Source organism: Streptomyces sp. NPDC026538 (genome assembly GCF_055567535.1).
Window position 1 is genome coordinate 857,183 of sequence record NZ_JBVHQG010000001.1, and the last position, 22,185, is coordinate 879,367.

The window sequence follows — 22,185 nt, forward strand, 5'->3', positions numbered from 1 at the left end:
GCGGGTGGAGTGTCGGACGATAGGGGCCTAGGGCAAGCGACCCCGCCTTTCGGGCAAGCGACCCCGCCCCCACCGCCGACTCCGAGAGACGTAGCGTGCTCATACGACTTCTGCGGACCTATCTCAGGCCCTACAGGAAACCGATCTCCATCCTGGTGCTGCTGCAACTCCTGCAGACCTGCGCCACCCTCTACCTGCCCACGCTCAACGCACACATCATCGACAACGGCGTCGTGAAGGGTGACACGGATTACATTCTGTCCTTCGGCGCCCTGATGATCGGCATCTCGCTCGCACAGGTGGTGTGCAACATCGGTGCGGTGTACTACGGCGCCCGGACCGCGTCGGCGCTCGGCCGGGATGTGCGGGCCGCCGTCTTCGACCGGGTGCAGTCCTTCTCGTCACGTGAGGTGGGTCACTTCGGCGCGCCCTCTCTCATCACCCGTACGACCAACGACGTACAGCAGGTCCAGATGCTGGTTCTGATGACGTTCACGCTGATGGTGTCGGCGCCCATCATGTGTGTCGGCGGCATCGTGCTCGCCCTCGGCCTGGACGTTCCGCTGTCCGGGGTACTGGTCGCCGTCGTCCCGGTGCTGGCCGTCTCCGTCGCCCTGATCGTGCGCCGGCTGCGTCCGCTGTTCCGGGCCATGCAGGTGCGCCTCGACACGGTGAACCGGGTGCTGCGCGAGCAGATCACCGGCAACCGGGTGATCCGCGCGTTCGTCCGCGACGAGTACGAGCAGGGCCGGTTCGGGAAGGCCAACAAGGACCTGACCGAGATGCAGCTGGCCACCGGCAACATGCTCGCGCTGATGTTCCCCATCGTCATGACGACGGTGAACGTCTCCTCGATCGCGGTGGTGTGGTTCGGCGCCCACCGCATCGACAGCGGTGACATGGCGATCGGCGATCTGACGGCGTTCCTCGCCTACCTGATGCAGATCGTGATGTCCGTGATGATGGCCACCTTCATGTTCATGATGGTGCCGCGTGCGGAGGTCTGTGCCGAGCGCATCGAGGAGGTCCTGGACACCGAGTCCAGTGTCGTGCCGCCGGTCGCGCCGGTCGTCGAGCTGCGCCGGCACGGGCACCTGGAGATCCGGGGCGCGGGCTTCCGCTATCCGGGTGCCGAGGAGCCGGTGCTCAAGGCCGTCGACCTGGTGGCCCGGCCCGGCGAGGTGACCGCCGTGATCGGCTCCACCGGCAGCGGCAAGTCCACCCTGCTCGGCCTGGTGCCGCGGCTCTTCGACGCCACGGACGGTCAGGTCCTCGTGGACGGGGAGGACGTCTCGGGTCTCGATCCGAAGCTGCTCGCCAAGACGGTGGGGCTGGTGCCGCAGAAGCCGTACCTGTTCGCCGGGACGGTCGCGACCAACCTGCGGTACGGCAACCCGGACGCCACCGACGAGGAACTGTGGCACGCGCTGGAGGTGGCGCAGGCCAAGGGCTTCGTGGCGAAGCTCGAGGGCGGACTGAACGCGCCCATCGCCCAGGGCGGCACCAACGTCTCGGGCGGCCAGCGGCAGCGTCTCGCCATCGCCCGCACGCTGGTGCAGCGCCCGGAGATCTACCTCTTCGACGACTCCTTCTCCGCCCTCGACTACGCGACCGACGCGGCCCTGCGCGCCGCCCTCGCGGAGGAGACGGCCGAGGCGACCGTCGTCATCGTCGCCCAGCGGGTGGCGACCATCAGGGAGGCCGACCGGATCGTCGTCCTCGACGAGGGACGGGTCGTCGGCACCGGCCGCCACCACGAACTCATGGCAGGCAACGAGACCTACCGGGAGATCGTGCTCTCCCAGCTGACGGAAGCGGAGGCCGCCTGATGGCCGGGCCCATGGGACGCATGATGGCCGGGGGCGGCCCCGACCAGCGCTCGATGGACTTCAAGAACTCGGGCAAACGGCTTCTCGCCCGGTTCAAACCCGAACGGTTCACCATCTGTGTGCTGCTGTTCTGTGTGGTCGCGAGCGTCACCCTCAACGTGATCGGCCCCAAGATCCTCGGCCGCGCCACCGACCTGGTCTTCGCCGGTGTCATCGGCAAGCAGATGCCGGCCGGGCCCACCAAGGACCAGGTCCTGCAGGGCATGCACGAGCGGGGCCAGGACACCGTCGCCGACATGCTCAAGGGCACCGACTTCACCCCGGGCAAGGGCATCGACTTCGGTCAGGTCGGCGACGTCCTGCTGTTCGCCCTCTGCACCTACGTCGTCGCCGGCCTGCTGATGGCGGTGGCGACCCGGCTGGTCAACCGGTCCGTCAACCGCACGATGTACCGGCTGCGCGAGGACGTCCAGGGGAAGCTGTCCCGGCTCCCGTTGTCGTACTTCGACAAGCGGCAGCGCGGCGAGGTGCTGTCCCGGGCGACCAACGACATCGACAACATCGGCCAGACCCTCCAGCAGTCGATGGGCCAGCTCATCAACTCGCTGCTCACCATCATCGGCGTGCTCGCGGTGATGTTCTGGGTGTCCTGGATCCTGGCGCTGGTGGCCCTGGCCACCGTGCCGCTGTCGTTCGTCGTCGCCACCCGCATCGGCAAGCGCTCGCAGCCGCACTTCGTGCAGCAGTGGCGCACCACCGGCAAGCTCAACGCCCATGTCGAGGAGATGTACACCGGGCACACCCTGGTGAAGGTTTTCGGCCGGCAGCAGGAGTCGGCGCAGCAGTTCGCCGAGCAGAACGACGCGCTGTACGAGGCCGGGTTCAAGGCGCAGTTCAACAGCGGTGTGATGCAGCCGCTGATGATGTTCGTGTCGAACCTGAACTACGTGCTGGTGGCGGTCGTCGGCGGGCTGCGGGTGGCCTCCGGCGCGCTGTCGATCGGTGACGTGCAGGCGTTCATCCAGTACTCCCGGCAGTTCTCGATGCCGCTGACCCAGGTCGCCTCGATGGCCAACCTGGTGCAGTCGGGTGTCGCGTCCGCCGAGCGGATCTTCGAACTCCTCGACGCGGAGGAGCAGGAGGCCGACCCGGTACCGGGCGAGCGTCCGGCGGAGCTGCGTGGGCGGGTGGCCCTGGAGCACGTGTCGTTCCGGTACGACCCGGAGAAGCCGCTCATCGAGGACCTCTCGCTGACGGTGGAACCGGGCCACACGGTGGCGATCGTCGGCCCGACCGGCGCCGGCAAGACCACCCTGGTGAACCTGCTGATGCGGTTCTACGACGTCTCCGGCGGCCGGATCACCCTGGACGGCGTCGACATCACGCGGATGTCCCGGGACGAACTCCGGGCCGGGATCGGCATGGTGCTCCAGGACACCTGGCTGTTCGGCGGCTCCATCGCGGAGAACATCGCGTACGGCGCCTCCCGCGAGGTCACCCGGGGCGAGATCGAGGAGGCGGCGCGGGCGGCCCACGCCGACCGGTTCGTCCGTACCCTCCCCGAGGGCTACGACACGGTGATCGACGACGAGGGCACGGGTGTCAGCGCGGGTGAGAAGCAGCTCATCACCATCGCGCGGGCGTTCCTGTCCGACCCGACGATCCTGGTCCTCGACGAGGCGACGTCCTCGGTGGACACCCGCACCGAGGTGCTGATCCAGAAGGCGATGGCCAAGCTGGCCCACGGGCGCACGTCGTTCGTCATCGCCCACCGGCTGTCGACGATCCGCGACGCCGACACCATCCTGGTGATGGAGAACGGCTCGATCGTCGAACAGGGCGCGCACACCGAGCTGCTGGCGGCCGACGGGGCGTACGCGCGGCTGTACAAGGCGCAGTTCGCGCAGGCGGTGGCCGAGGTGGACTGACCGGGTGCGGCACGGGTGGGGACGCTTACCGGCACTTGCAGGGTGCCGCTGCGCCCACCCGTGCCGCCCTGCGGCACGCCTGCCCGCAGCTATGCGGGACACGGCTGGGCCGGCCCCCACGCACCCGCACCCGGTGTCAGTCCAGATAGCCCCTCAGCTGGTCCGCGAAGGCGTGGTCCCGGAGCTTGTTGAGCGTCTTCGACTCGATCTGCCGGATCCGTTCCCGTGTCACGCCGAAGATGCGTCCTATCTCCTCCAGCGTCCGCGGGCGCCCGTCGGCCAGGCCGTACCGCAGTTGCACGACCTTCCGCTCCCGCTCTCCCAGCGTCGACAGCACGGCGTCCAGGTGCTGGCGCAGCAGCAGGAACGCCGCCGACTCCACGGGGCTCGCGGCGTCGCCGTCCTCGATGAGGTCGCCGAGGGCGACGTCGTCCTCCTCGCCGACCGGCGCGTGCAAGGACACCGGCTCCTGCGCCAGGCGCAGTACTTCGCCCACCCGTTCCGGCGCCAGATCCAGGTGCGCGGCGACCTCCTCGGGTGTCGGCTCGTAGCCCCGTTCCTGGAGCATCCGGCGCTGGACGCGCACCACCCGGTTGATGAGTTCCACGACATGCACCGGGACGCGGATGGTGCGGGCCTGGTCGGCCAGGGCGCGGGACATGGCCTGGCGGATCCACCAGGTCGCGTACGTCGAGAACTTGTAGCCGCGGGCGTAGTCGAACTTCTCGACGGCGCGGATCAGGCCCAGGTTTCCCTCCTGGACGAGGTCCAGCATGGTCAGGCCGCGGCCGACGTACCGCTTGGCCACCGACACGACCAGCCGCAGGTTGGCCTCGATGAGGCGGCGCTTGGCCATGCGGCCCATGACGACCAGCCGGTCGAGGTCGAGGGCCAGTTCGCTGTCGAGGTCCGGGGCGCCTCCCAGCTTCTCCTCGGCGAACAGGCCGGCCTCGACACGGCGGGCGAGTTCGACCTCCTCGGCGGCGGTGAGCAGCGGGATACGGCCGATCTCGCGCAGGTACTGCCGGAACAGGTCGGAGGAGGGGCTGCCGTTGTCGACGCGGGCGACGGCGGCCGGCTCGGGCTCCGGCTCGGTCTCGGGCTCGGTCTCCGGGATGTCGGCCGCGAGTTCCGCCACGGCCGGGCCCTCGGCCTCCGCAGGCAGCTCGGTCTCCGTCTCGGGGTGGAGCGCCACCCGGCTCTGCGGTGGTACGCCGGGGTAGATGTCGGCGTCGGCCTCCGGTTCGTCCGTGAGCGTGCTGTCGGTCTGGGTCAGGGTCTGGGTCTGCACGGGGGCGACCTCCAGGATGATCGCTGCCAGGGGGTACGGCAGCGGTACTTCGGGGACGGAGACGACGGCCTCGCCGCTGTCCGTCCCGTACGCGATGAGTGGAACGGCGGGGGTGTGGGACCCGTCAGGGACGGGCCGGCCGCGCTCCGAGGACTCAGGCACCGCCCCCCAGTGTGGGGTAAGACACATCGCCGCCACGAGGGGCGTGCGGTGACTTTTTGCGTCCGGTCCGTGACCGCGCGGTTATCCTGTCGGCCGCTCGAAGCTCACAGGGCGGCGACGCCGCGCTCGCGCAGCGCCTGCCCGTACTGCTGGAGCACCCACAACTCGTTCTGCACGGCCGCGAGTTGAGCCGGATCGCCCCCGCTGCCGAGGCGGGTGAGGGTGATCTGGATCTCGTGGATACGACGGTCCACGGCCCGGCGGCGGACGGTCACGAGTTGCTCGCCCGCGTAGTTCTCGTCGACCGTGCGGCGCATGATCGCCTCGACGGCGAGCTCCGTGACCATCGCGCGGACCGTGTCGTCGGGGGCCGACTCACGCACCCGGACCAGGTACTCCTGCGGATCCTGCACGCCCCACTCGGTGCCGCCCGCCTCCATGATGGTCTGGCGTACGGCCGCGTACGGAGCGGCGGTGAACTCGTCGATGCCGTAGGCGTCGAACGCCGGGGAGACCAGCTCGGGCCGCTGGAGGGCGAGCTTCAGCAGCTCACGCTCGGTGGCGTAGACCGCGTTGCGCAGATTGAGGGCGGGTCCCGAGACGGCCGGACGCGAGGCGCCGGTGTCGTACGACGGCTGCTGCGGGCCGCGCGCCGGGGAGGGCCCCCTGCCGCCCTTGTCCCGTGCCCAACGGGCCAGCTGGGCCACCCTCTTGACGACGAACTGGGTGTCCAGGATGCCGAGCATGCCGGCCAGTTCGACGGCGACCTCGTGCTGGGCGCCGCTGTTCTTGATCCGGGCGACGATCGGCGCGGCCTCGTCCAGGGCGGCCGCGCGGCCCGCCGGGGTGTCCAGGTCGTAGCGGGCCACGATCTGGCGGAGCGCGAACTCGAAGAGCGGGGTGCGGGGTTCGGCCAGGTCGGCGACCGCCTCGTCGCCCTTGGCGAGCCGCAGCTCGCAGGGGTCCATGCCGTCCGGCGCGATGGCGATGTACGTCTCGGCGGCGAACTTCTGGTCGTCCTCGAAGGCGCGCAGGGCGGCCTTCTGGCCGGCCGCGTCGCCGTCGAAGGTGAAGATCACCCGGGCGCTGCCGTTGTCCATCAGCAGCCGGCGGAGGATCTTGATGTGGTCGCCGCCGAAGGCCGTACCGCAGGTCGCGATCGCGGTCGTCACCCCGGCCAGGTGGCAGGCCATGACGTCCGTGTAACCCTCGACCACGACCGCGCGGCTGGACTTGGCGATGCTCTGCTTGGCGAGGTCGATGCCGTACAGGACCTGGGATTTCCTGTAGATCGCGGTGTCGGGCGTGTTGAGGTACTTGGGGCCGTTGTCCGCCTCGTACAGCTTGCGGGCGCCGAAGCCGACGACCTCGCCGCCGATGTCCCGGATCGGCCACATCAGCCGCCCCCGGAACCGGTCGATGGGCCCGCGCCGCCCCTCCTGCGACAGCCCCGACAGCAGCAGCTCCTTGTCGGTGAAGCCCTGGCCGCGCAGATAGCGGGTGAGGTGGTCCCAGCCCTGGGGGCTGTAGCCGACGCCGAAGTGGACGGCGGCGGCCTGGTCGAAGCCGCGCTCGGCGAGGAAGACCCGGCCGGTCTCGGCCTCGGGGCTGGTGGCGAGCTGTTCCGCGTACCAGACGGCGGCGATCTTGTGCGCCTCGACCAGCCGGATCCGCTCACCGCGCTGATGGGAGGGGTTGTACCCGCCCTCCTCGTACCGCAGGGTGATGCCGGCCAGCCCGGCCAGCCGCTCGACCGACTCCGAGAAGGAGAGGTGGTCGACCTTCATCACGAACGTGATGGTGTCGCCGCCCTCCTGGCAGCCGAAGCAGTGGAAGAGTCCCTTGCTCGGGCTGACCTGGAAGGACGGTGACTTCTCGTCGTGGAACGGGCAGAGTCCCTTGAGGTTCCCGCCGCCCGCGTTGCGCAGCTGGAGGTACTCGGACACGACGGCGTCGATCGGGACCGCGTCCCGTACCGCCTTCACGTCCTCGTCATTGATCCGTCCTGCCACGGATGAATTCTACGGTCACCGAAGCACCCGGAAGGGGCGCGGGACCCTGTCCGATATGCGGCTCCGCCGCGTGGGCGCGAGCAACCACGCGCCACCCGCACCCGCGAGCCCGCGGGCCCCGGCACCCCCTAGGCGCCCAGGCTGTCCAACGGCACATGAGGATTCGCCAGCGCGTCGGTGTCCACCACCGCCCCCGAAGTGATCAGCTTCTGGATCGGCTCTGTGACATCCCACACGTTCACGTTCATCCCGGCCAGCAGCCGCCCCTCCTTCAGCCAGAACGCGATGAACTCCCGCTTCCCCGCGTCCCCCCGGATGACGACCTCGTCGTACGACCCGGCCGGCGCCCACCCGCTGTACTCCATCCCGAGGTCGTACTGGTCGGAGAAGAAGTAGGGCACCCGGTCGTAGGGCAGGTCCCGGCCCAGCATCGAGCGCGCCGCCGCCGGACCGCCGTTCAGCGCGTTGGCCCAGTGCTCCACCCGCAGCCGGGTGCCGAACAGGGCGTGCGGGAAGGAGGCCACGTCGCCGGCCGCGTAGATGTCGGGGTCGGACGTCCGCAGCCGTTCGTCGACGACGATGCCGCCGCCGTGCGCCCGGTCGGCGATCTCCAGCCCGGCGGCCTCGGCGAGCCCGACCCGCGGCGCCGCGCCGATCGCCGCGAGGACGTCGTGCGCCGGGTGCTCCTCGCCGTCGTCCGTGCGGGCGGCGAGCACCATGCCGTCCTGCCCGACGATCTCGGTGAGCTGTACGCCGAAGCGGAAACGGACCCCGTGCTCCTGGTGCAGCTGGGCGAAGACGTTGCCCAGCTCGGGCCCGAGCACGCCGTGCAGCGGGGTCGGCCCGTGCTCGATGACCGTGACCTCGGCGCCGTACGTCCGGGCCGCAGCCGCGACCTCCAGGCCGATCCAGCCGGCGCCCGCGATGACGAGGTGCCCGTTGTCCCGGCCGAGGGCGGCGAGGACGCCCTTGAGGCGCTCCGCGTGCGCGAGGCGGCGCAGGTGGTGGACGCCGGCCAGGTCGGTGCCGGGGATGTCGAGGCGGCGGGGCTCGGCGCCGGTGACGAGCAGCAGCTTGTCGTAGCGGACGATCGTGCCGTCGTCGCCGAAGCGGACGGTCCTGGCGGCGCGGTCGATCCGGTCCACGGTCTGGCCGAGGTGCAGCTCGATGTCGTTCCGCGCGTACCAGGCGGGCTCGTGCACGAAGACGCTGTCGCGCTCCTCCTTGCCGAGCAGGTAGCCCTTGGAGAGCGGCGGCCGCTCGTACGGGTGGTCGCGTTCGTCGCAGATCAGTATCACCCGGCCGGTGAAGCCCTCGGCTCGGAGCGTCTCGGCCGCCTTCGCGCCGGCGAGTCCGCCACCGACGATGACGAATGTCTGGTCCGCGTCGACCACTTGATGCCTCCTCGTAAGGGTGCCGCCACATATGCCGCCCACATGCGCCGCACTGTGAGCCTCCCGCACGCAGCGTGATGCGGGAAGAGGGAGTGCCCCCCGCTGACACGATCATGACTCGATCAGGCCACCGGGAGTCACAGAGGGTCACAAAATGTTCACTTACGCCCCGTCAGCCTCGCATGCAAGGACCGCGCGGAGGCGTCGGTGAGCGAGGCGATCTGATCGACGATCACGCGCTTGCGGGCGTGGTCGTCGCCCGCCGTGTCGAACAGCGCCCGGAACTGCGGGTCGAGACCGTCCGGAGCCCGGCGGGTCAGCGCCTCGGCCAGTTCGGCGACGACGACCCGCTGCTCGGCGCGGATCCGCTCCTGTTCGGCACGCTGCATGACGTAACGGTGTGCGATCGCCTTCAGCACCGCGCACTCCATCCGCGCCTCGCGCGGTACGACGAGTTCGGCGCCGTAACGGGTGAGCCGGCCGCTGCCGTACCTCTCACGGGTGGCGGCCTCCGCGGCCAGGCAGAAGCGGCCGATGAGCTGGCTGGTGGCGTCCTTGAGGCGGGCCTGGGCGACCGCGGTGCCGTCGTAGCCGTGCGGCCACCACTCCTCGTCCTGGAGCCGGTCGAGGGCGGCGGCGAGTTCGGCGGGATCGGTGCCGGCCGGCACGTATCTGCCGACGGCGACCGCGTACACCTCCTGCCGTTCCGGTTCGGCGTGCAGGCAGTTGGGGTCGATGTGGCCGGCGTGCAGACCGTCCTCGACGTCGTGCACGGAGTAGGCGACGTCGTCGGACCAGTCCATGACCTGCGCCTCGAAGCAGGTGCGGCTGCCGGGGGCCTCCTTGCGGACCCAGTCGAAGACCGGGCGGTCGTCCTCGTACACGCCGAACTTCGGGGACGCCGGGTCGGTGGGGTGCGCGCCGCGCGGCCACGGGTACTTGGTGGCCGCGTCCAGGGCGGCACGGGTGAGGTTGAGGCCGACGGAGCCCTCCGGCGTGAACCGTTTGGGCTCGATGCGGGTGAGCAGGCGCAGGGACTGGGCGTTGCCCTCGAAACCGCCGCAGTCGTCCGCGAACTCGTTCAACGCCTGTTCGCCGTTGTGACCGAAGGGCGGGTGGCCGAGGTCGTGCGAGAGACAGGCGGCCTCGACGAGGTCGGGGTCGCAGCCGAGGGCGGCGCCCAGCTCCCGGCCGACCTGGGCGCATTCGAGGGAGTGGGTGAGGCGGGTGCGGGGGCTGGCGTCCCACATCTGGCTGGGGTTGCCGGGGGTGACGACCTGGGTCTTGCCGGCGAGCCTGCGGAGCGCCCCGCTGTGCAGGACGCGGGCGCGGTCCCGCTGGAAGGCGGTGCGGCCGGGGCGCTTGTCGGGTTCGGGGGCCCAGCGGTCGGCTGACGCCGGGTCGTAGGCCGAGGTGGGTGCGGGTGCGGGGACTGCCATGGTTCGACAGTACGGGGCGATAGTGACAAACGGGTGTTTGGTGCGCCTACCGCTCTGCCAAGTCGTGTTGTCGGCCGGGTGCGGGCGGGTGGGGGCAGCTCGCGCAGTTCCCCGCGCCCCCGGGAGGGGCGCGTTGCGGGGCCGCACCTTCCTCACGCGCCCCCTTTCAGGCGGCCGCGGCGACCTGCGTCCCCAGTGCACGCCGATAACGGTGGAGAACCAGCTCGGCCATCGAGACGTGGGCTCCCAAAGGGGCCGCTGCCAGCCATGGCGCCTGTGCCGCGCACTGCGTCGAGAAGCGGCCCGGGGCCGTGAAGTAGGAGGCGACGGCGATGCGGTGGCGGCCCCTTGCCTGCAGAGCGGTGATCGCCTCCTGGACCGTCGGAGCCGCCGCCGAGGCGTAGGCCGGGAGGACCGGGACGCCCAGGCGTGCCGCGAGGAGCCGGGCCATGCGGTGGGTGTCGACCTTGGAGTCGGGGTCGCGGGAGCCGGCCGCCGCCAGGACCACGGCACTCGCGGGCCGGGGGCGCCAGCCCGCCTCCAGCAGCCGGGCGTGCAGGGTGTCGGCCAGGAGGGGATGCGGGCCCAGCGGGGCGGCGACACGGGTGCGGGCCGGGGAGGCCGCGGCCATCGCCGGGATGTCCTGCCTGACGTGGTACCCGCGGCTCAGCAGCAGCGGGACCAGGACGGCCGGGGTGGCGCCGAGGGCCTCGAGGGTGTCCGGGAGCAGCGGTTCGTTCAGCTCGATGTGACCGAGGTGCACGGGGAGACCGGGGCGCAGCGCGCGCACCCGGTCCATGAGCGCCCGCACGGTGCTGAGCGCGCGCGGGTCACGGCTGCCGTGGGCCACCAGGACCAGGGCGGGCGGGCCGGGGCGCGGAGGAAGGTCGGACACGGTCATGCAGCGATCCTCGCCGGGCGGGATTGCACCCCCGTTGCCTGACCGTCACGAGAGTTTTCGTACGCTTCACGGCACGAATCCGGCCGCTGTGAGCGAACCGGAACGCCTCGGTACGCGTCCTCCAAGGTCGGAGCCGCCAGGGGGAGGCCACCGGGAAGCCACCGGAGGCCGAGGAGAGGTCGAGGGGGAACAACCGTATGAAGATCCGCCGACCGCGTCTGCCGCGCACCCGTACCGGCAGACGGCGCCTGGTGCAGGGCGTGATGGCCGGCTGCGTGCTGGCGCTGCTGCCGGCCACCTGGCTGTACGTGTCGACGGCCGACCGGCTGTACACGGTGGCGGACGTACCCCGCACCGGCGTCGCGGTCGTCTTCGGCGCGGGCCTGTGGGACGGCGAGCCGTCGCCGTACCTCGCTCACCGCCTGGACGCGGCGGCGAAGCTGTACCGGGAGGGCCGTGTCGAGGTCGTCCTCGTCACCGGCGACAACAGCCGGAAGGACTACGACGAGCCGGACGCCATGCGCACGTACCTCACCGGGCACGGGGTACCGGCCGGGCGCATCGTCAGCGACTACGCCGGCTTCGACACCTGGGACTCCTGCGTCCGCGCCAAGAAGATCTTCGGCGTGGACCGGGCGGTACTGATCAGCCAGGGCTTCCACATCCGGCGCGCGGTGGCGCTGTGCGAGGCGGCGGGGGTGGCGTCGTACGGCGTCGGGGTCGACGACAAGCACGACGCGACCTGGTACTACGGCGGGACGCGGGAGGTACTCGCGGCCGGCAAGGCGGCCCTGGACGTGGTCTTCGAGCCGAACCCCCAGTTCCTCGGCAAGAAGGAACCGGGGGTCTCGAAGGCCTTGGCCGCGGCGGCCCGTCAGGCCCGCCGGACTGGTTGAGCCCGTCGGTCACGCCGGTCGGACGGGCTGGTCTCGCCGACCGGTCAGGAGCACCGGGCGGTATCGGCGTACGCGGTCGCGGCCGAGGTCGTCGCCGTGGCCGAGGTGGCAGTGGTCGCGGTCGTGGCCGTGGCCGAGGTCGCAGTGGTCATGGTCGTCGGGGTGGGCGCGGCCGTGCCTGAGGGCGTCGCCGGGTGGGGTGGGCGGCCACTGCCGGTGCGCGGGCGGAACGTGGGCGTCTCGGCCCGGTCGTCGGCGGCGCGGCCGAGGTGTTCGAGGCCGCCGTCGGGGGTCCATCGGCCCAGCGCGCCGGTGCGGAACATGGTGCGGCCCGCGCCGAGGAACGGATCGGGTGCGTACCGCCCGGCGTTCCGCGCGCCGTCGCCGAGGTGACCCGCCGGGACGCAGTCGCCGCCCGCCCACACCTCGCCGGTCTCGCCGACGGGCAGCGGCCGGCGATCCGCGTCGAGGACGTACACCGTGGTGTTGGGGACGGGGCGGCCGACGGCCGGCCGCCCGGCGGCCGGGTCGTGGCGGGCCATGGTGGTGACGACGGCCGCCCCGGCCGGCCCCCGGCAGTCGAAGAGGGCGGCGTGCCGCGACCAGAGGTCGGCGAGCGGGCGCGGCGGACCGGGCTCCCCGGCGACGGCGACCGTGCGCAGGCGCGGGCAGTCGGCGGGGTCGATGCCGGACAGCACGGCCGGGGTGGCGATCAGGACGGTCGCGGTGCCGGCCGCGGCGGCGGGGTCCGCGCCGCGGATGACCAGGGTGGCGCCGCGGGTGAGGCAGCCGAGGATCTCCCAGGCGGCCATGCCGGAGGCGAGGTCGAGGAGTTGGGCCACCCGGTCGCCGGGGCGGATGCCGAGGCCGCCGGGTTCGGTGAGCAGCAGGTTGGTGACGTTGCGGTGGGTGACCTTCACGGCTTCGGGGCGGCCGGCGGCGAAGAGGACATGGCAGCCGTCGTCGGGGTGCGGGAGCACGATCGGGGTGGCCCGCTGGTACGGCACGGGGTCGTCGAGGGCGATCAGCCGGTGGCCGTCGGGGAGCGGGACACGCGGGGCGTGTTCCTTCTGGGTGAGGATCACCCGGGTGCGGGCGGTGCGCACGACGTGCCGGAGCCGGTCCGGGGACGTGCGGCCGATGTCCTGGGGGACGTAGGCGGCGCCCGCCTTGAGGACGGCGAGCAGGCCGACCAGCATCGGGATGGACCGGCGGGCGAACAGGCCGACATGGTCGCCGGGGCGGACGCCCTCGCGGACCAGGTGGGCGGCGAGGGCACCGGCGTAGCGGTCGAGTTCGCCGTAGGTGAGGGTCGCGCCGTGGTGTTCGGCGGCGACGGCGTGGGGGTGGGCGATCGCGTGCCGTTCGACGGCACGGTGGACGAGCGGTTCGTGGACGGGTGTGCCGGCGCCGCGGCCGTACTGCCAGAAGAGGTGCTGGTCGCGGGGGGTGAGGTGACGCAGAGGCATGGCTCGGAGACCTCCTGGCTGCATGCGTGTACGTCGGGGGAGGCCGGGTCCGGGTGCGGCGGGGGCCCGGACCGGGCCGTGGAGCGGAACAACGGAACAGCGGAACAGCGGAACAGCGGAATGCCGAACGTCGTACGGGGCGGTGGGCGGTGCGTGGTGCGCGGTGCGCGGCGCTTCACGAACAGGTGCACGACTGTAGTCCGGCCCCTTGAAGTCTCAACGGTGACCGCTCGGCCAACCCCGGCACGGAACAAGCCACATGGGCCGTACGAGGCGCGCCCGAGCCACCGCTACGACGCGGTCGGGCCGGGCAGCCCGCGGCGGAGCCAGTCACCGCCCGCGATGCGACGGCCGTCCGCCCGCAGTTCCGCGGCGACGGCGGCGCCCGCGAGGTACACCCAGGCCCGGACGGCGGCCCCGTCCCGCCGCCGTACGACGTCGCGCTCCACCCGTACGTAAAGGCTGCGCGGGTCCCCCGGCACGCACTCCTCCAACTCGTCGAGTTCCAGGAGGAGTCGGTCGTACGACTCCGGGCGGGCGGTGACCAGTTCGCCGCTGAGTTCTCCGCCGGGCTCCTCGACCGCGTACGGGTAGCCGGGCCCGTCGTACAGCACCGCGCCCAGCAGGCATCCCGGCTCCTCGGCCCGCGTCCGACCCCGCAGGAACAGGTCGTGGTTGGGCTCGCCGGGGCGGAGCGTGCCGTAGACGAAGAAGGGGAGGCGGCGGCGGTTCCCGGTGGTCACAGAAAGGATTCTCCACCCCCTTCACCCCCACACACATCTCCATGGAGGCGCTATGGACATGGATTGTCATGGCCTCTTAAATCGCTCTCGTCATCAGCGCCACCCCACGCCTCTGAGGCGCATCTCCAAGGAGACCGATGAGCCGGACACGGAACACCCGAGTTTCCCGTCTCGCCACGGCCGGCGTCGCCGCCACCACCGCGACCCTGCTGGCCGCCGCGCTCTCCCCCACCGCCCACGCCGACGCGAGACCGACCCGGGCCACCGCGATCGAGAACGCGGCGCAGGCGCTCGTCCACTACGCCGGCACCCTCGGACTCACCGCCGCCGAGGGCACCAAGGTCCGCGACGTGATCGTCGACAAGAACGGCGCCCAGCACGTCCGTTACGACCGCACCTACCGTCAGCTCCCCGTGCTGGGCGGCGACTTCGTCGTCCACCTCAAGTCGGACGGCGCCTACCGGAGTGCCGACCGGGCGACCCGGAGCAAGATATCCCTCGCCTCGATCGTCCCGGACATATCCGCCCCGAAGGCCGCCGACCTCGCGGTGAACGCGCTGCGGGCGGCGAACCTCGGCGACGCGCTGAAGCAGGTGAAGGCCAGGCCGGAGCTGGTCGTCGACGCGCTGCACGGCACCCCGAAGCTGGCCTGGCGCACCAACGCGGTCGGCAAGGACTCGCTCGGCAACCCGGTCGCCCGCACGGTGCTGACGGACGCCCGCACCGGCGCCCAGATCGACGCCTGGGACAGCATCGAGACGGCGACCGGCGACGGCAAGTCGCTGTACAGCGGCACGGTTGCGCTGGAGACGACGCAGTCCGGGTCGACGTACAACCTCACCGACCCGACGCGCGGCAACACGTACACGGGCGACGCGGCCAACAAGACGGACCTGTGCATCTTCGGCATCTGCATCGTCCGGGCGCCGTCGACGGTGTTCACGGACGCCGACAACCACTGGGGCACCGGGGCGACTTCGGACCGTTCCTCGGCGGCCGTCGACGCCCAGTACGGCACCAACGAGACCTGGGACTACTACAAGAACGTCCACGGCCGTAACGGCATCGCGGGCGACGGCAAGGGCTCGTACAACCGCGTCCACTACGGCAACAGCTACAACAACGCCTTCTGGGACGACAGCTGCTTCTGCATGACGTACGGCGACGGTGACGGGACCACCTTCGGCCCGCTGGTGGCGCTGGACGTGGCGGGCCACGAGATGACCCACGGCGTCACCTCCAAGACCGCGGCGCTGACGTACTCGGGCGAGTCCGGCGGCCTGAACGAGGCGACGTCGGACATCCTCGGCACACTGGTGGAGTGGTACGCGAACAACTCCTCCGACCCCGGCGACTACCTGATCGGCGAGGAGATCGTCCGCTCCGGCTTCGGCAAGGCGGCACTGCGGTTCATGGACCAGCCCTCGAAGGACGGGAGTTCGGCGGACTACTGGAGTTCGTCGGTGGGGAACCTGGACGTGCACTACTCGTCGGGTGTCGCCAACCACTTCGCCTACCTGCTGGCGGAGGGCAGCGGCGCCAAGACCATCAACGGCGTGAGCTACAACTCCCCGACGTACAACGGCTCGACGGTGACGGGGATCGGGAGGGACAAGCTGGGGGCCATCTGGTACCGCGCCCTGACGGTCTACATGACGTCCTCGACGAACTACGCGGGCGCGCGGACGGCGACCCTGAACGCGGCGAAGGACCTGTACGGTGCGGGCAGCACCGAGTACAACGCGGTGGCCGCGGCCTGGAGCGCGGTGAACGTGAACTGACCCGCCACGCGGGCGGGTGACGGCGGCCGCCCCGGCGAACGAACCGGGGCGGCCGTCACATACACCCCGAACAAAGGGGAATAGCGCAATTCAAGGAACCGCGGAATCCGGGAATACCGAGCACTTTCTGAGTGGATCCGATGGCGATGATGTGCAGTTTCGGTGACCGCCTACGAAATTCCCGAACTCCGCTGTCCGGGCGACCACTTGCGGCAATTCCCCGAGTCGACTAACTAGATAAATCATGAACTTGTTCAGCCGCCCCCACACGTCCCGCCGCACCCCCACCGTCCCCCCACGCCCGACGGCGGCGCCGGCCTCCCCCACCTCGGCGCCCGTCCTCCTCGACCCCGCTCTCGCCGCCCTCACCGGCGAATGGATCATCGACCCCGCGCACAGCAGAATCGGTTTCTCGGTCCGGCACGCGATGGTCACGACGGTCCGCGGAGCCTTCACCGAGTACAAGAGCCGCCTCTACTTCGACGGCCGCGACCCGTCCCGCTCCCAGGCGGAACTGATCATCTCCACGCCGAGCGTCGACACGGGCGTGGAACAACGCGACGCCCATCTGACCGGCCGCGACTTCCTGGACGCGGCGGCCTACCCCCGCATGCGCTTCGCCAGCACGGCGGTCCGCCTCAAAGCCCCCGACGTCTACGTCATGGCCGGCGACCTCACCATCAAGGACACGACGCGCCCGGTCGACCTTGAACTCACCTACATCGGCAACGTCACGGACCCCTTCGGCTACCAGCGGGTCGGCTTCGACGGCACGACCACCATCAACCGCATGGACTGGGGCCTGTCGTACAACTCCCGCCTGGCGGAGGGCGGCGCGATGGTGAGCGAGACGGTGCGGCTGCAGTTCGACATCGCGGCGATCCGGATGACGCCGGAGGGGAGCTGACGTCGAGCTCCTTCGACCCCGGCCGCGCGGCAGGGTGTCCCGGCAGCGGCGCCTCGCCCGCACGGCCTTGCACCGAACCGCCCGGCGACGTTCGCGTCCGTCCCGAGGGGCGCTCAGCCGTCCGTCGCCGTCAGGGCGACCGAGAAGCAGCGCGCGCGGCGAGAACGTCGCTGCGCGGGCACCGGCCACAGGCGGAACGCATCGCGGCGAGACCGATACGCCGGTACTCCGGCCGACTCGCCGGGCGAAAGGTTCCCGCAGTTGCCGCCGGCCCCGAGAGGGATGGCATGGCCCGTGGAGCCGGGGCGCGGTGGAGCCGAGCGGTGAATTCCGGCTCCTTTTCCGGCCGGGTTCCGGTCAGCCTTGGGTCGTGCTCGCCGCACCGCCGTGGTCCCGGCCCGAGCCGTCGCGGCGGCGGAGGGCACGCCCGGCCGCCGGTCGGGATGCCGGGTTCCGGTGCGCGCGGACGGCGATCCCGGCCGGCCGGCCGCCGCGGCTCCCCCGGCCCCGGGGAGCCGTCGTGGCGGGCGTCACCCGTTCACTCCCCACGGGGGCCCGCCGTTCGTGTGTTTTTCATACTGGACCCTTCGTATCCCCCTTGACCTGCCGGAACTCCTCCTCAACCGCTGCCCCGACCCCTCTCCGTGACACCCATTCATCCCACACCTGACGGAATCTCAGGGAGCGGGCCCGGCCCGTTGGCTTTTACCTCGGAAGAGCAAGGGAGTGGGACGAGCTCGACGAGGGAGCACCATGCGACGCACTGTCCGTCCACTGACCGGGGCCGCGCTCGCCGTGGCCGCGGCCGGTCTCGCCGCCGCGCCGGCGTACGGCGGCAGTACCGGCAGCCTGGACGTCTACCCGTCGACCACGGCGCCGGGTGCCCAGGTCTCCGTGAACACGGCGGCCTGCGGGGAGCAGTCTTCGGCGCTCGGCGACGCCAGTTCGGTCGGCGCCGGGACGTTCACGCTCGCGCCCAGCACCCATGAGGGCGAGGCGATCGGACAGTTCCAGGTGCCGGCCAGCGCGCAACCGGGGACGTACGAGATCGTCGCGAAGTGCGCCGACGGGACCCGGCAGGTGACCGGCGACCTGGTGGTGGCACTGATGCCGGCTGCCGGCGGGCAGGTACAGCCCCACGGCAGTGTGAAGACGGGGGTCGGTGGTGCCCTGGGCACCGACCCCGTGCAGACCGCGGCAGGTGTGACGGCTCTGGCCGTCGCCGCCGCGGGCGGTACCTGGCTCCTGCATCGCCGGGCGAGAGGCGACGGGATCTGACGGACACCCTCCGCAGTCCGTCCGCCGGTACCGCACACCCCACCCCCTCCGGGTCCGACGCCCCTCGCGGCCCGGAGGGGGTAGGGGGTCAGGTTTGTCAGAGGCTGTCACCTTCGTGAGACCTCTGGCTTTTGTTAGAGGTAGCGCCCTTGCTGCACCCGGGTGCTCCCGCTAGCCCCTCTCCCCCCGCGTTAGAAGTTCCAGCCTCCGAAAAAGGGGTTCGCATGCGCAAGATCGGGGACACCGCGATAGCCGCCGTAACCGTGATAGCGCTCGGCTCAGGCGTCTGGCTGCTCGGCCCCGGCTCCGGCCCGCACACCGCGCCACCCCAGCCGTCCGCCGCCGAGGGCCGCCCCGACCCCGGTGAGGAACGCCTCGAAGCCCCCGCGCTGCCCCCCTCCCCGCCCACCCGCATCCGCATCCCCGCGATCCGTGTGAACGCCCCCCTCATGGGCCTCGCCCTCACCTCCACCGGCAGCCTCGACGTCCCGCCGGCCGGCAACAAGAACCTCGCCGGCTGGTACGAGTCGGGCACCGCACCCGGCGAGACCGGCACCGCGATCGTCGCCGGCCACGTGGACAACACCGAGGGTCCCGCCGTCTTCTACGACCTCGGCGCCCTCAAGCGTGGCGCCACCATCGAGGTGGACCGGCAGGACAAGACCGTCGCCGTCTTCACGGTCGACGCGGTGGAGGTGTACCAGGCCCGTGACTTCCCCGACGAGAGGGTGTACGGAGCCGCGCGACGCCCCGAGCTCAGGGTCATCACCTGCGGTGGCGGCTACTCCCGGGCCACCGGCTACCAGGGGAACGTCGTCGTCTTCGCCCACCTGACGGCAAGCCGCTGACCGAACACGGACGGCCGGCCGACGGCGATCGGCCACCCGGTGCCCTACGACACCGCCGCTCCCCGCGTTTCCCCACCTCACAGCCCCCGCCGTCTCGCCTTCAGACCCCTCACACCTCACGACCGCCCCCGAAGAGGGCAGCGTTCCGCGCGGGAAACAGGGGGGATGCGGCCGGGTAACGTCGGCGCCGCACGCTCCAGGGCATGACCTTGAACACGCCTGTGGTGGTGATCGGCGGCTACGCCGAGGTACTGACCGGCCGCGACGCCGTACCGCTCGCCGTGGCCGCCCCGGGCACGTGCACCCACGATGGAGGCTCCTGATGACCGCCACCCAGGGGTCCGCCCCCACGATCGTGCTCGTCGGTCACGGCATGGTCGGCCAGCGCTTCCTCGAAGCGCTTGCCGAGCGCGGCCTGACCACCACGCACCGCGTGGTCGTGCTGTGCGAGGAGCCGCGGCCCGCCTACGACCGGGTCGCCCTCACCTCGTACTTCTCGGGCCGGACCCCCGCCGAACTCTCGGTGACCGACATGGAGTTCATCGAAACCCACGGCATCGAGCTGTACGTCGGCGACCCGGCGGAGACGGTCGACCGCGCGGCGCGGACGGTGACGGCCAGGTCCGGGAGGGTCTTCGGCTACGACACGCTCGTGCTGGCGACCGGCTCGTATCCGTTCGTGCCGCCGGTGCCCAACAAGGACGCCACCGGCTGCTTCGTCTACCGCACGATCGAGGACCTCCTGGCGATCGAGGCCTACGCGAAGTCGGGGGCGACCGTGGGTGCCGTGGTCGGCGGCGGCCTGCTCGGGCTCGAGGCGGCGGGCGCGCTGAAGGGGCTCGGGCTCACCGCGCACATCGTGGAGTTCGCGCCCCGGCTGATGCCGGTGCAGGTGGACGCGGGCGGTGGCGCGGCCCTGCTGCGCACCATCGAGGAGATGGGCCTGAGCGTGCACACGGGCGTGGGCACCCAGGAGATCGTGACGGACGACGCGGGCGCCGTCGTCGGCATGAAGCTGTCCGACGGATCCGAACTCGCCACCGACATGGTCGTGTTCAGCGCCGGGGTCCGGCCGCGGGACCAACTCGCCCGGGACTGCGGCCTTTCCGTCGGCGCGCGCGGTGGCATCGCCGTCGACGAGCAGTGCCGTACGGTGGACGACCCCCGTGTGTTCGCGATCGGCGAGTGCGCGCTGGCGGCGGACGGCCGGGTGTACGGCCTGGTGGCACCGGGGTACGAGCAGGCGGCGACGGCCGCGGCCGCCATCGCGCGGGACGAGTCCGCCTTCACCGGCGCCGACCTGTCCACCAAGCTCAAACTGCTCGGCGTCGACGTGGCCTCCTTCGGCGACGCGCACGGGACGGCCGAGGGCTGTCTGGACGTCGTCTACTCCGACGCCCGCTCCGGCCTGTACAAGAAACTGGTCGTCGGCCGGGACGGCACGCTGCTCGGCGGCATCCTGGTCGGCGACGCGGACGCGTACGGCACGCTGAAGGCCTTCACCGGTTCGGTGCCGCCGGTCTCACCCGAGTCGCTGGTCCTGCCGGCGGGCGCGAGCGGCGGCGCCCAGCTCGGCCCGTCCGCGCTCCCGGACGACGCGGTCGTCTGCTCCTGCCACAACGTCAGCAAGGGCACGATCCGCGGCGCGGTGAGCGAGCACTCCTGCACCACCGTGCCGGAGGTGAAGAAGTGCACCAAGGCCGGTACCGGCTGCGGCAGTTGCGTCAAGGTCCTCGGCCAGCTGGTCACGGCCGAGCTGGAGGCGTCCGGCGTCGAGGTCGACAAGGGGCTGTGCGGCTGCTTCGCGCAGACCCGCGAGGAGCTGTACGAGATCGTCCTCGCACTGCGCGTCAACACCCACCAGGAGCTGCTCGACCGATACGGCCGGGACGGCGCCCGGGGCGGCGACGGCTGCGAGGTCTGCAAGCCGGCGGTGGCGTCCGTCATCGCCTCCCTCGCCCCGACGATCGGCGCGAGCGGCTATGTCCTGGACGGCGAACAGGCGGCGCTCCAGGACAGCAACGACCACTTCCTCGCCAACCTGCAGAAGAACGGCTCGTATTCGGTCGTCCCGCGCATCCCGGGCGGTGAGATCACCCCCGAGGGCCTGATCGTGATCGGCGAGATCGCCCGGGACTTCGGCCTCTACACGAAGATCACCGGTGGTCAGCGGATCGACATGTTCGGCGCTCGGGTGGAGCAACTCCCGCTGATCTGGACACGGTTGGTGGACGCCGGTTTCGAGTCCGGCCATGCGTACGGCAAGGCGCTCCGGACGGTGAAGTCGTGCGTCGGACAGACCTGGTGCCGTTACGGCGTCCAGGACTCGGTCCGGATGGCGATCGAACTGGAGTTGCGCTACCGGGGCCTGCGGTCTCCGCACAAGCTCAAGTCGGCGGTCTCCGGGTGCGCCCGCGAGTGCGCCGAGGCCCAGTCGAAGGACTTCGGTGTCATCGCCACGGCCACCGGCTGGAACCTGTACGTCGGCGGCAACGGCGGAGCCACTCCGCGCCACGCGGATCTGCTCGCCCAGGACCTGACCGACGCCGGACTGGTCCGGCTGATCGACCGCTTCCTGATGTTCTACATCCGGACGGCGGACCGCCTGGAACGCACGTCGACCTGGCTGGAGCGCATCCCGGGCGGCCTGGACCACGTGCGTGACGTGGTGGTCGAGGACTCCCTCGGCATCTGCGAGGAACTGGAGTCCCTGATGGCGGCGCACGTGGCCCACTACGCCGACGAGTGGGCGTCGACCATCGCCGACCCCGACAAGCTCGCCCGGTTCGTGTCCTTCGTCAACGCCCCCGACACCCCCGACCCGGTCGTCGGCTTCGTGCCCGAGCGCGACCAGATGAAGCCCGACCTGCCCCTGCTGTCGATCGGCCTGCGCCCCGCCGAGGATGTTCTGGAAGGAAGCGCCCAGCGATGACCCTGGCACCCGAGACCACCGAGCTGATGATCCAACTCCAGCTGGACGACGGCTGGTTCACGGTCTGCGACCTGAGCCGGCTGACCCCGGGGCGGGGAGTGGCCGCACTGCTGCCGGACGGCCGCCAGGTCGCCGTCTTCCGGGACCGCGCCGACCGGCTGTACGCGATCGACAACCGCGACCCCTTCGGCGGCGCGGCGGTCCTCTCCCGCGGCCTGACCGGCACCCACGGGGACCGCCCGTTCGTCGCCTCCCCCCTGCTGAAGCAGCGCTTCGACCTGGCGACGGGCCAGTGCCTGGACGACGAGACGGTACGGGTGGCCGCCTACACGGTACGGGCCGTGGACAGCGGCGGCTCGCGGTAGCGCCCAGGAC

General features: G+C 71.3%; 16 protein-coding genes. 9 read left to right on the forward strand and 7 right to left on the reverse strand.

From position 1 onward, the window contains the following. The first annotated feature begins 95 nt into the window (after positions 1–95). On the forward strand, positions 96–1,829 hold the full coding sequence (locus tag ACZ4N4_RS03930) for an ABC transporter ATP-binding protein (RefSeq protein WP_453572999.1): 1,734 nt from the start codon (positions 96–98) through the stop codon (positions 1,827–1,829). After that, complete coding sequence (locus tag ACZ4N4_RS03935) at positions 1,829–3,757, forward strand: ABC transporter ATP-binding protein (RefSeq protein ID WP_467584120.1); 1,929 nt, start codon at positions 1,829–1,831, stop codon at positions 3,755–3,757. The genes ACZ4N4_RS03930 and ACZ4N4_RS03935 overlap by 1 nt, the downstream gene beginning before the upstream one ends. 136 nt (positions 3,758–3,893) lie before the next feature. Here the strand turns inward: ACZ4N4_RS03935 and ACZ4N4_RS03940 are convergent, their stop codons facing one another. The 5 genes from ACZ4N4_RS03940 to ACZ4N4_RS03960 all read right to left on the reverse strand — a co-directional run bounded on the left by ACZ4N4_RS03940 (position 3,894) and on the right by ACZ4N4_RS03960 (position 10,956). After that, positions 3,894–5,210 (reverse strand): RNA polymerase sigma factor, encoded by a 1,317-nt coding sequence (locus ACZ4N4_RS03940; protein ID WP_467584123.1) that lies wholly within the window; start codon positions 5,208–5,210, stop codon positions 3,894–3,896. Positions 5,211–5,314: 104 nt separating this feature from the next. Continuing rightward, positions 5,315–7,222 carry a DNA primase gene (gene dnaG, locus ACZ4N4_RS03945; protein WP_453572990.1) on the reverse strand — a complete coding sequence of 636 codons (1,908 nt, stop codon included), beginning with the start codon at positions 7,220–7,222 and terminating at the stop codon, positions 5,315–5,317. Positions 7,223–7,350: 128 nt separating this feature from the next. Beyond that, the gene (locus ACZ4N4_RS03950) at positions 7,351–8,616 is read right to left on the reverse strand and encodes an NAD(P)/FAD-dependent oxidoreductase (RefSeq protein ID WP_467584126.1); all 1,266 of its coding nucleotides are present in this window, start codon (positions 8,614–8,616) and stop codon (positions 7,351–7,353) included. A gap of 158 nt (positions 8,617–8,774) precedes the next feature. Then, entirely contained in the window at positions 8,775–10,055 is a 1,281-nt protein-coding gene (locus ACZ4N4_RS03955; RefSeq protein ID WP_467584129.1) for a deoxyguanosinetriphosphate triphosphohydrolase, read from the reverse strand. 166 nt (positions 10,056–10,221) lie between these two features. Continuing rightward, positions 10,222–10,956: a sirohydrochlorin chelatase gene (locus ACZ4N4_RS03960; protein ID WP_467584132.1), complete on the reverse strand. Its 735-nt coding sequence runs from the start codon at positions 10,954–10,956 to the stop codon at positions 10,222–10,224. Positions 10,957–11,153: 197 nt separating this feature from the next. Here ACZ4N4_RS03960 and ACZ4N4_RS03965 point away from each other — a divergent pair, with 197 nt between their 5' ends. Then, complete coding sequence (locus tag ACZ4N4_RS03965; RefSeq protein ID WP_453572978.1) at positions 11,154–11,852, forward strand: SanA/YdcF family protein; 699 nt, start codon at positions 11,154–11,156, stop codon at positions 11,850–11,852. A gap of 44 nt (positions 11,853–11,896) precedes the next feature. Here the strand turns inward: ACZ4N4_RS03965 and ACZ4N4_RS03970 are convergent, their stop codons facing one another. Both ACZ4N4_RS03970 and ACZ4N4_RS03975 read right to left on the reverse strand, forming a co-directional pair. After that, on the reverse strand, positions 11,897–13,321 hold the full coding sequence (locus ACZ4N4_RS03970; RefSeq protein WP_467584135.1) for an AMP-binding protein: 1,425 nt from the start codon (positions 13,319–13,321) through the stop codon (positions 11,897–11,899). Positions 13,322–13,611: 290 nt separating this feature from the next. Continuing rightward, positions 13,612–14,064, reverse strand: a complete 453-nt coding sequence (locus tag ACZ4N4_RS03975) for a gamma-glutamylcyclotransferase family protein (protein WP_467584138.1) — start codon at positions 14,062–14,064, stop codon at positions 13,612–13,614. A gap of 137 nt (positions 14,065–14,201) precedes the next feature. Between ACZ4N4_RS03975 and ACZ4N4_RS03980 the strand changes: the two genes are divergently transcribed. The 6 genes from ACZ4N4_RS03980 to nirD all read left to right on the forward strand — a co-directional run bounded on the left by ACZ4N4_RS03980 (position 14,202) and on the right by nirD (position 22,175). Next, complete coding sequence (locus ACZ4N4_RS03980) at positions 14,202–15,845, forward strand: M4 family metallopeptidase (protein WP_467584140.1); 1,644 nt, start codon at positions 14,202–14,204, stop codon at positions 15,843–15,845. 244 nt (positions 15,846–16,089) lie between these two features. Further along, the gene (locus ACZ4N4_RS03985; RefSeq protein WP_453572967.1) at positions 16,090–16,752 is read left to right on the forward strand and encodes a YceI family protein; all 663 of its coding nucleotides are present in this window, start codon (positions 16,090–16,092) and stop codon (positions 16,750–16,752) included. 753 nt (positions 16,753–17,505) lie between these two features. Then, complete coding sequence (locus ACZ4N4_RS03990; RefSeq protein WP_453572965.1) at positions 17,506–18,030, forward strand: hypothetical protein; 525 nt, start codon at positions 17,506–17,508, stop codon at positions 18,028–18,030. Positions 18,031–18,254: 224 nt separating this feature from the next. After that, the gene (locus ACZ4N4_RS03995; RefSeq protein ID WP_453572963.1) at positions 18,255–18,878 is read left to right on the forward strand and encodes a class F sortase; all 624 of its coding nucleotides are present in this window, start codon (positions 18,255–18,257) and stop codon (positions 18,876–18,878) included. Positions 18,879–19,200: 322 nt separating this feature from the next. After that, on the forward strand, positions 19,201–21,810 hold the full coding sequence (gene nirB, locus ACZ4N4_RS04000; RefSeq protein ID WP_467584145.1) for a nitrite reductase large subunit NirB: 2,610 nt from the start codon (positions 19,201–19,203) through the stop codon (positions 21,808–21,810). After that, on the forward strand, positions 21,807–22,175 hold the full coding sequence (nirD, locus tag ACZ4N4_RS04005; RefSeq protein WP_467584148.1) for a nitrite reductase small subunit NirD: 369 nt from the start codon (positions 21,807–21,809) through the stop codon (positions 22,173–22,175). The genes nirB and nirD overlap by 4 nt, the downstream gene beginning before the upstream one ends. The last annotated feature ends 10 nt before the right edge of the window (positions 22,176–22,185 follow it).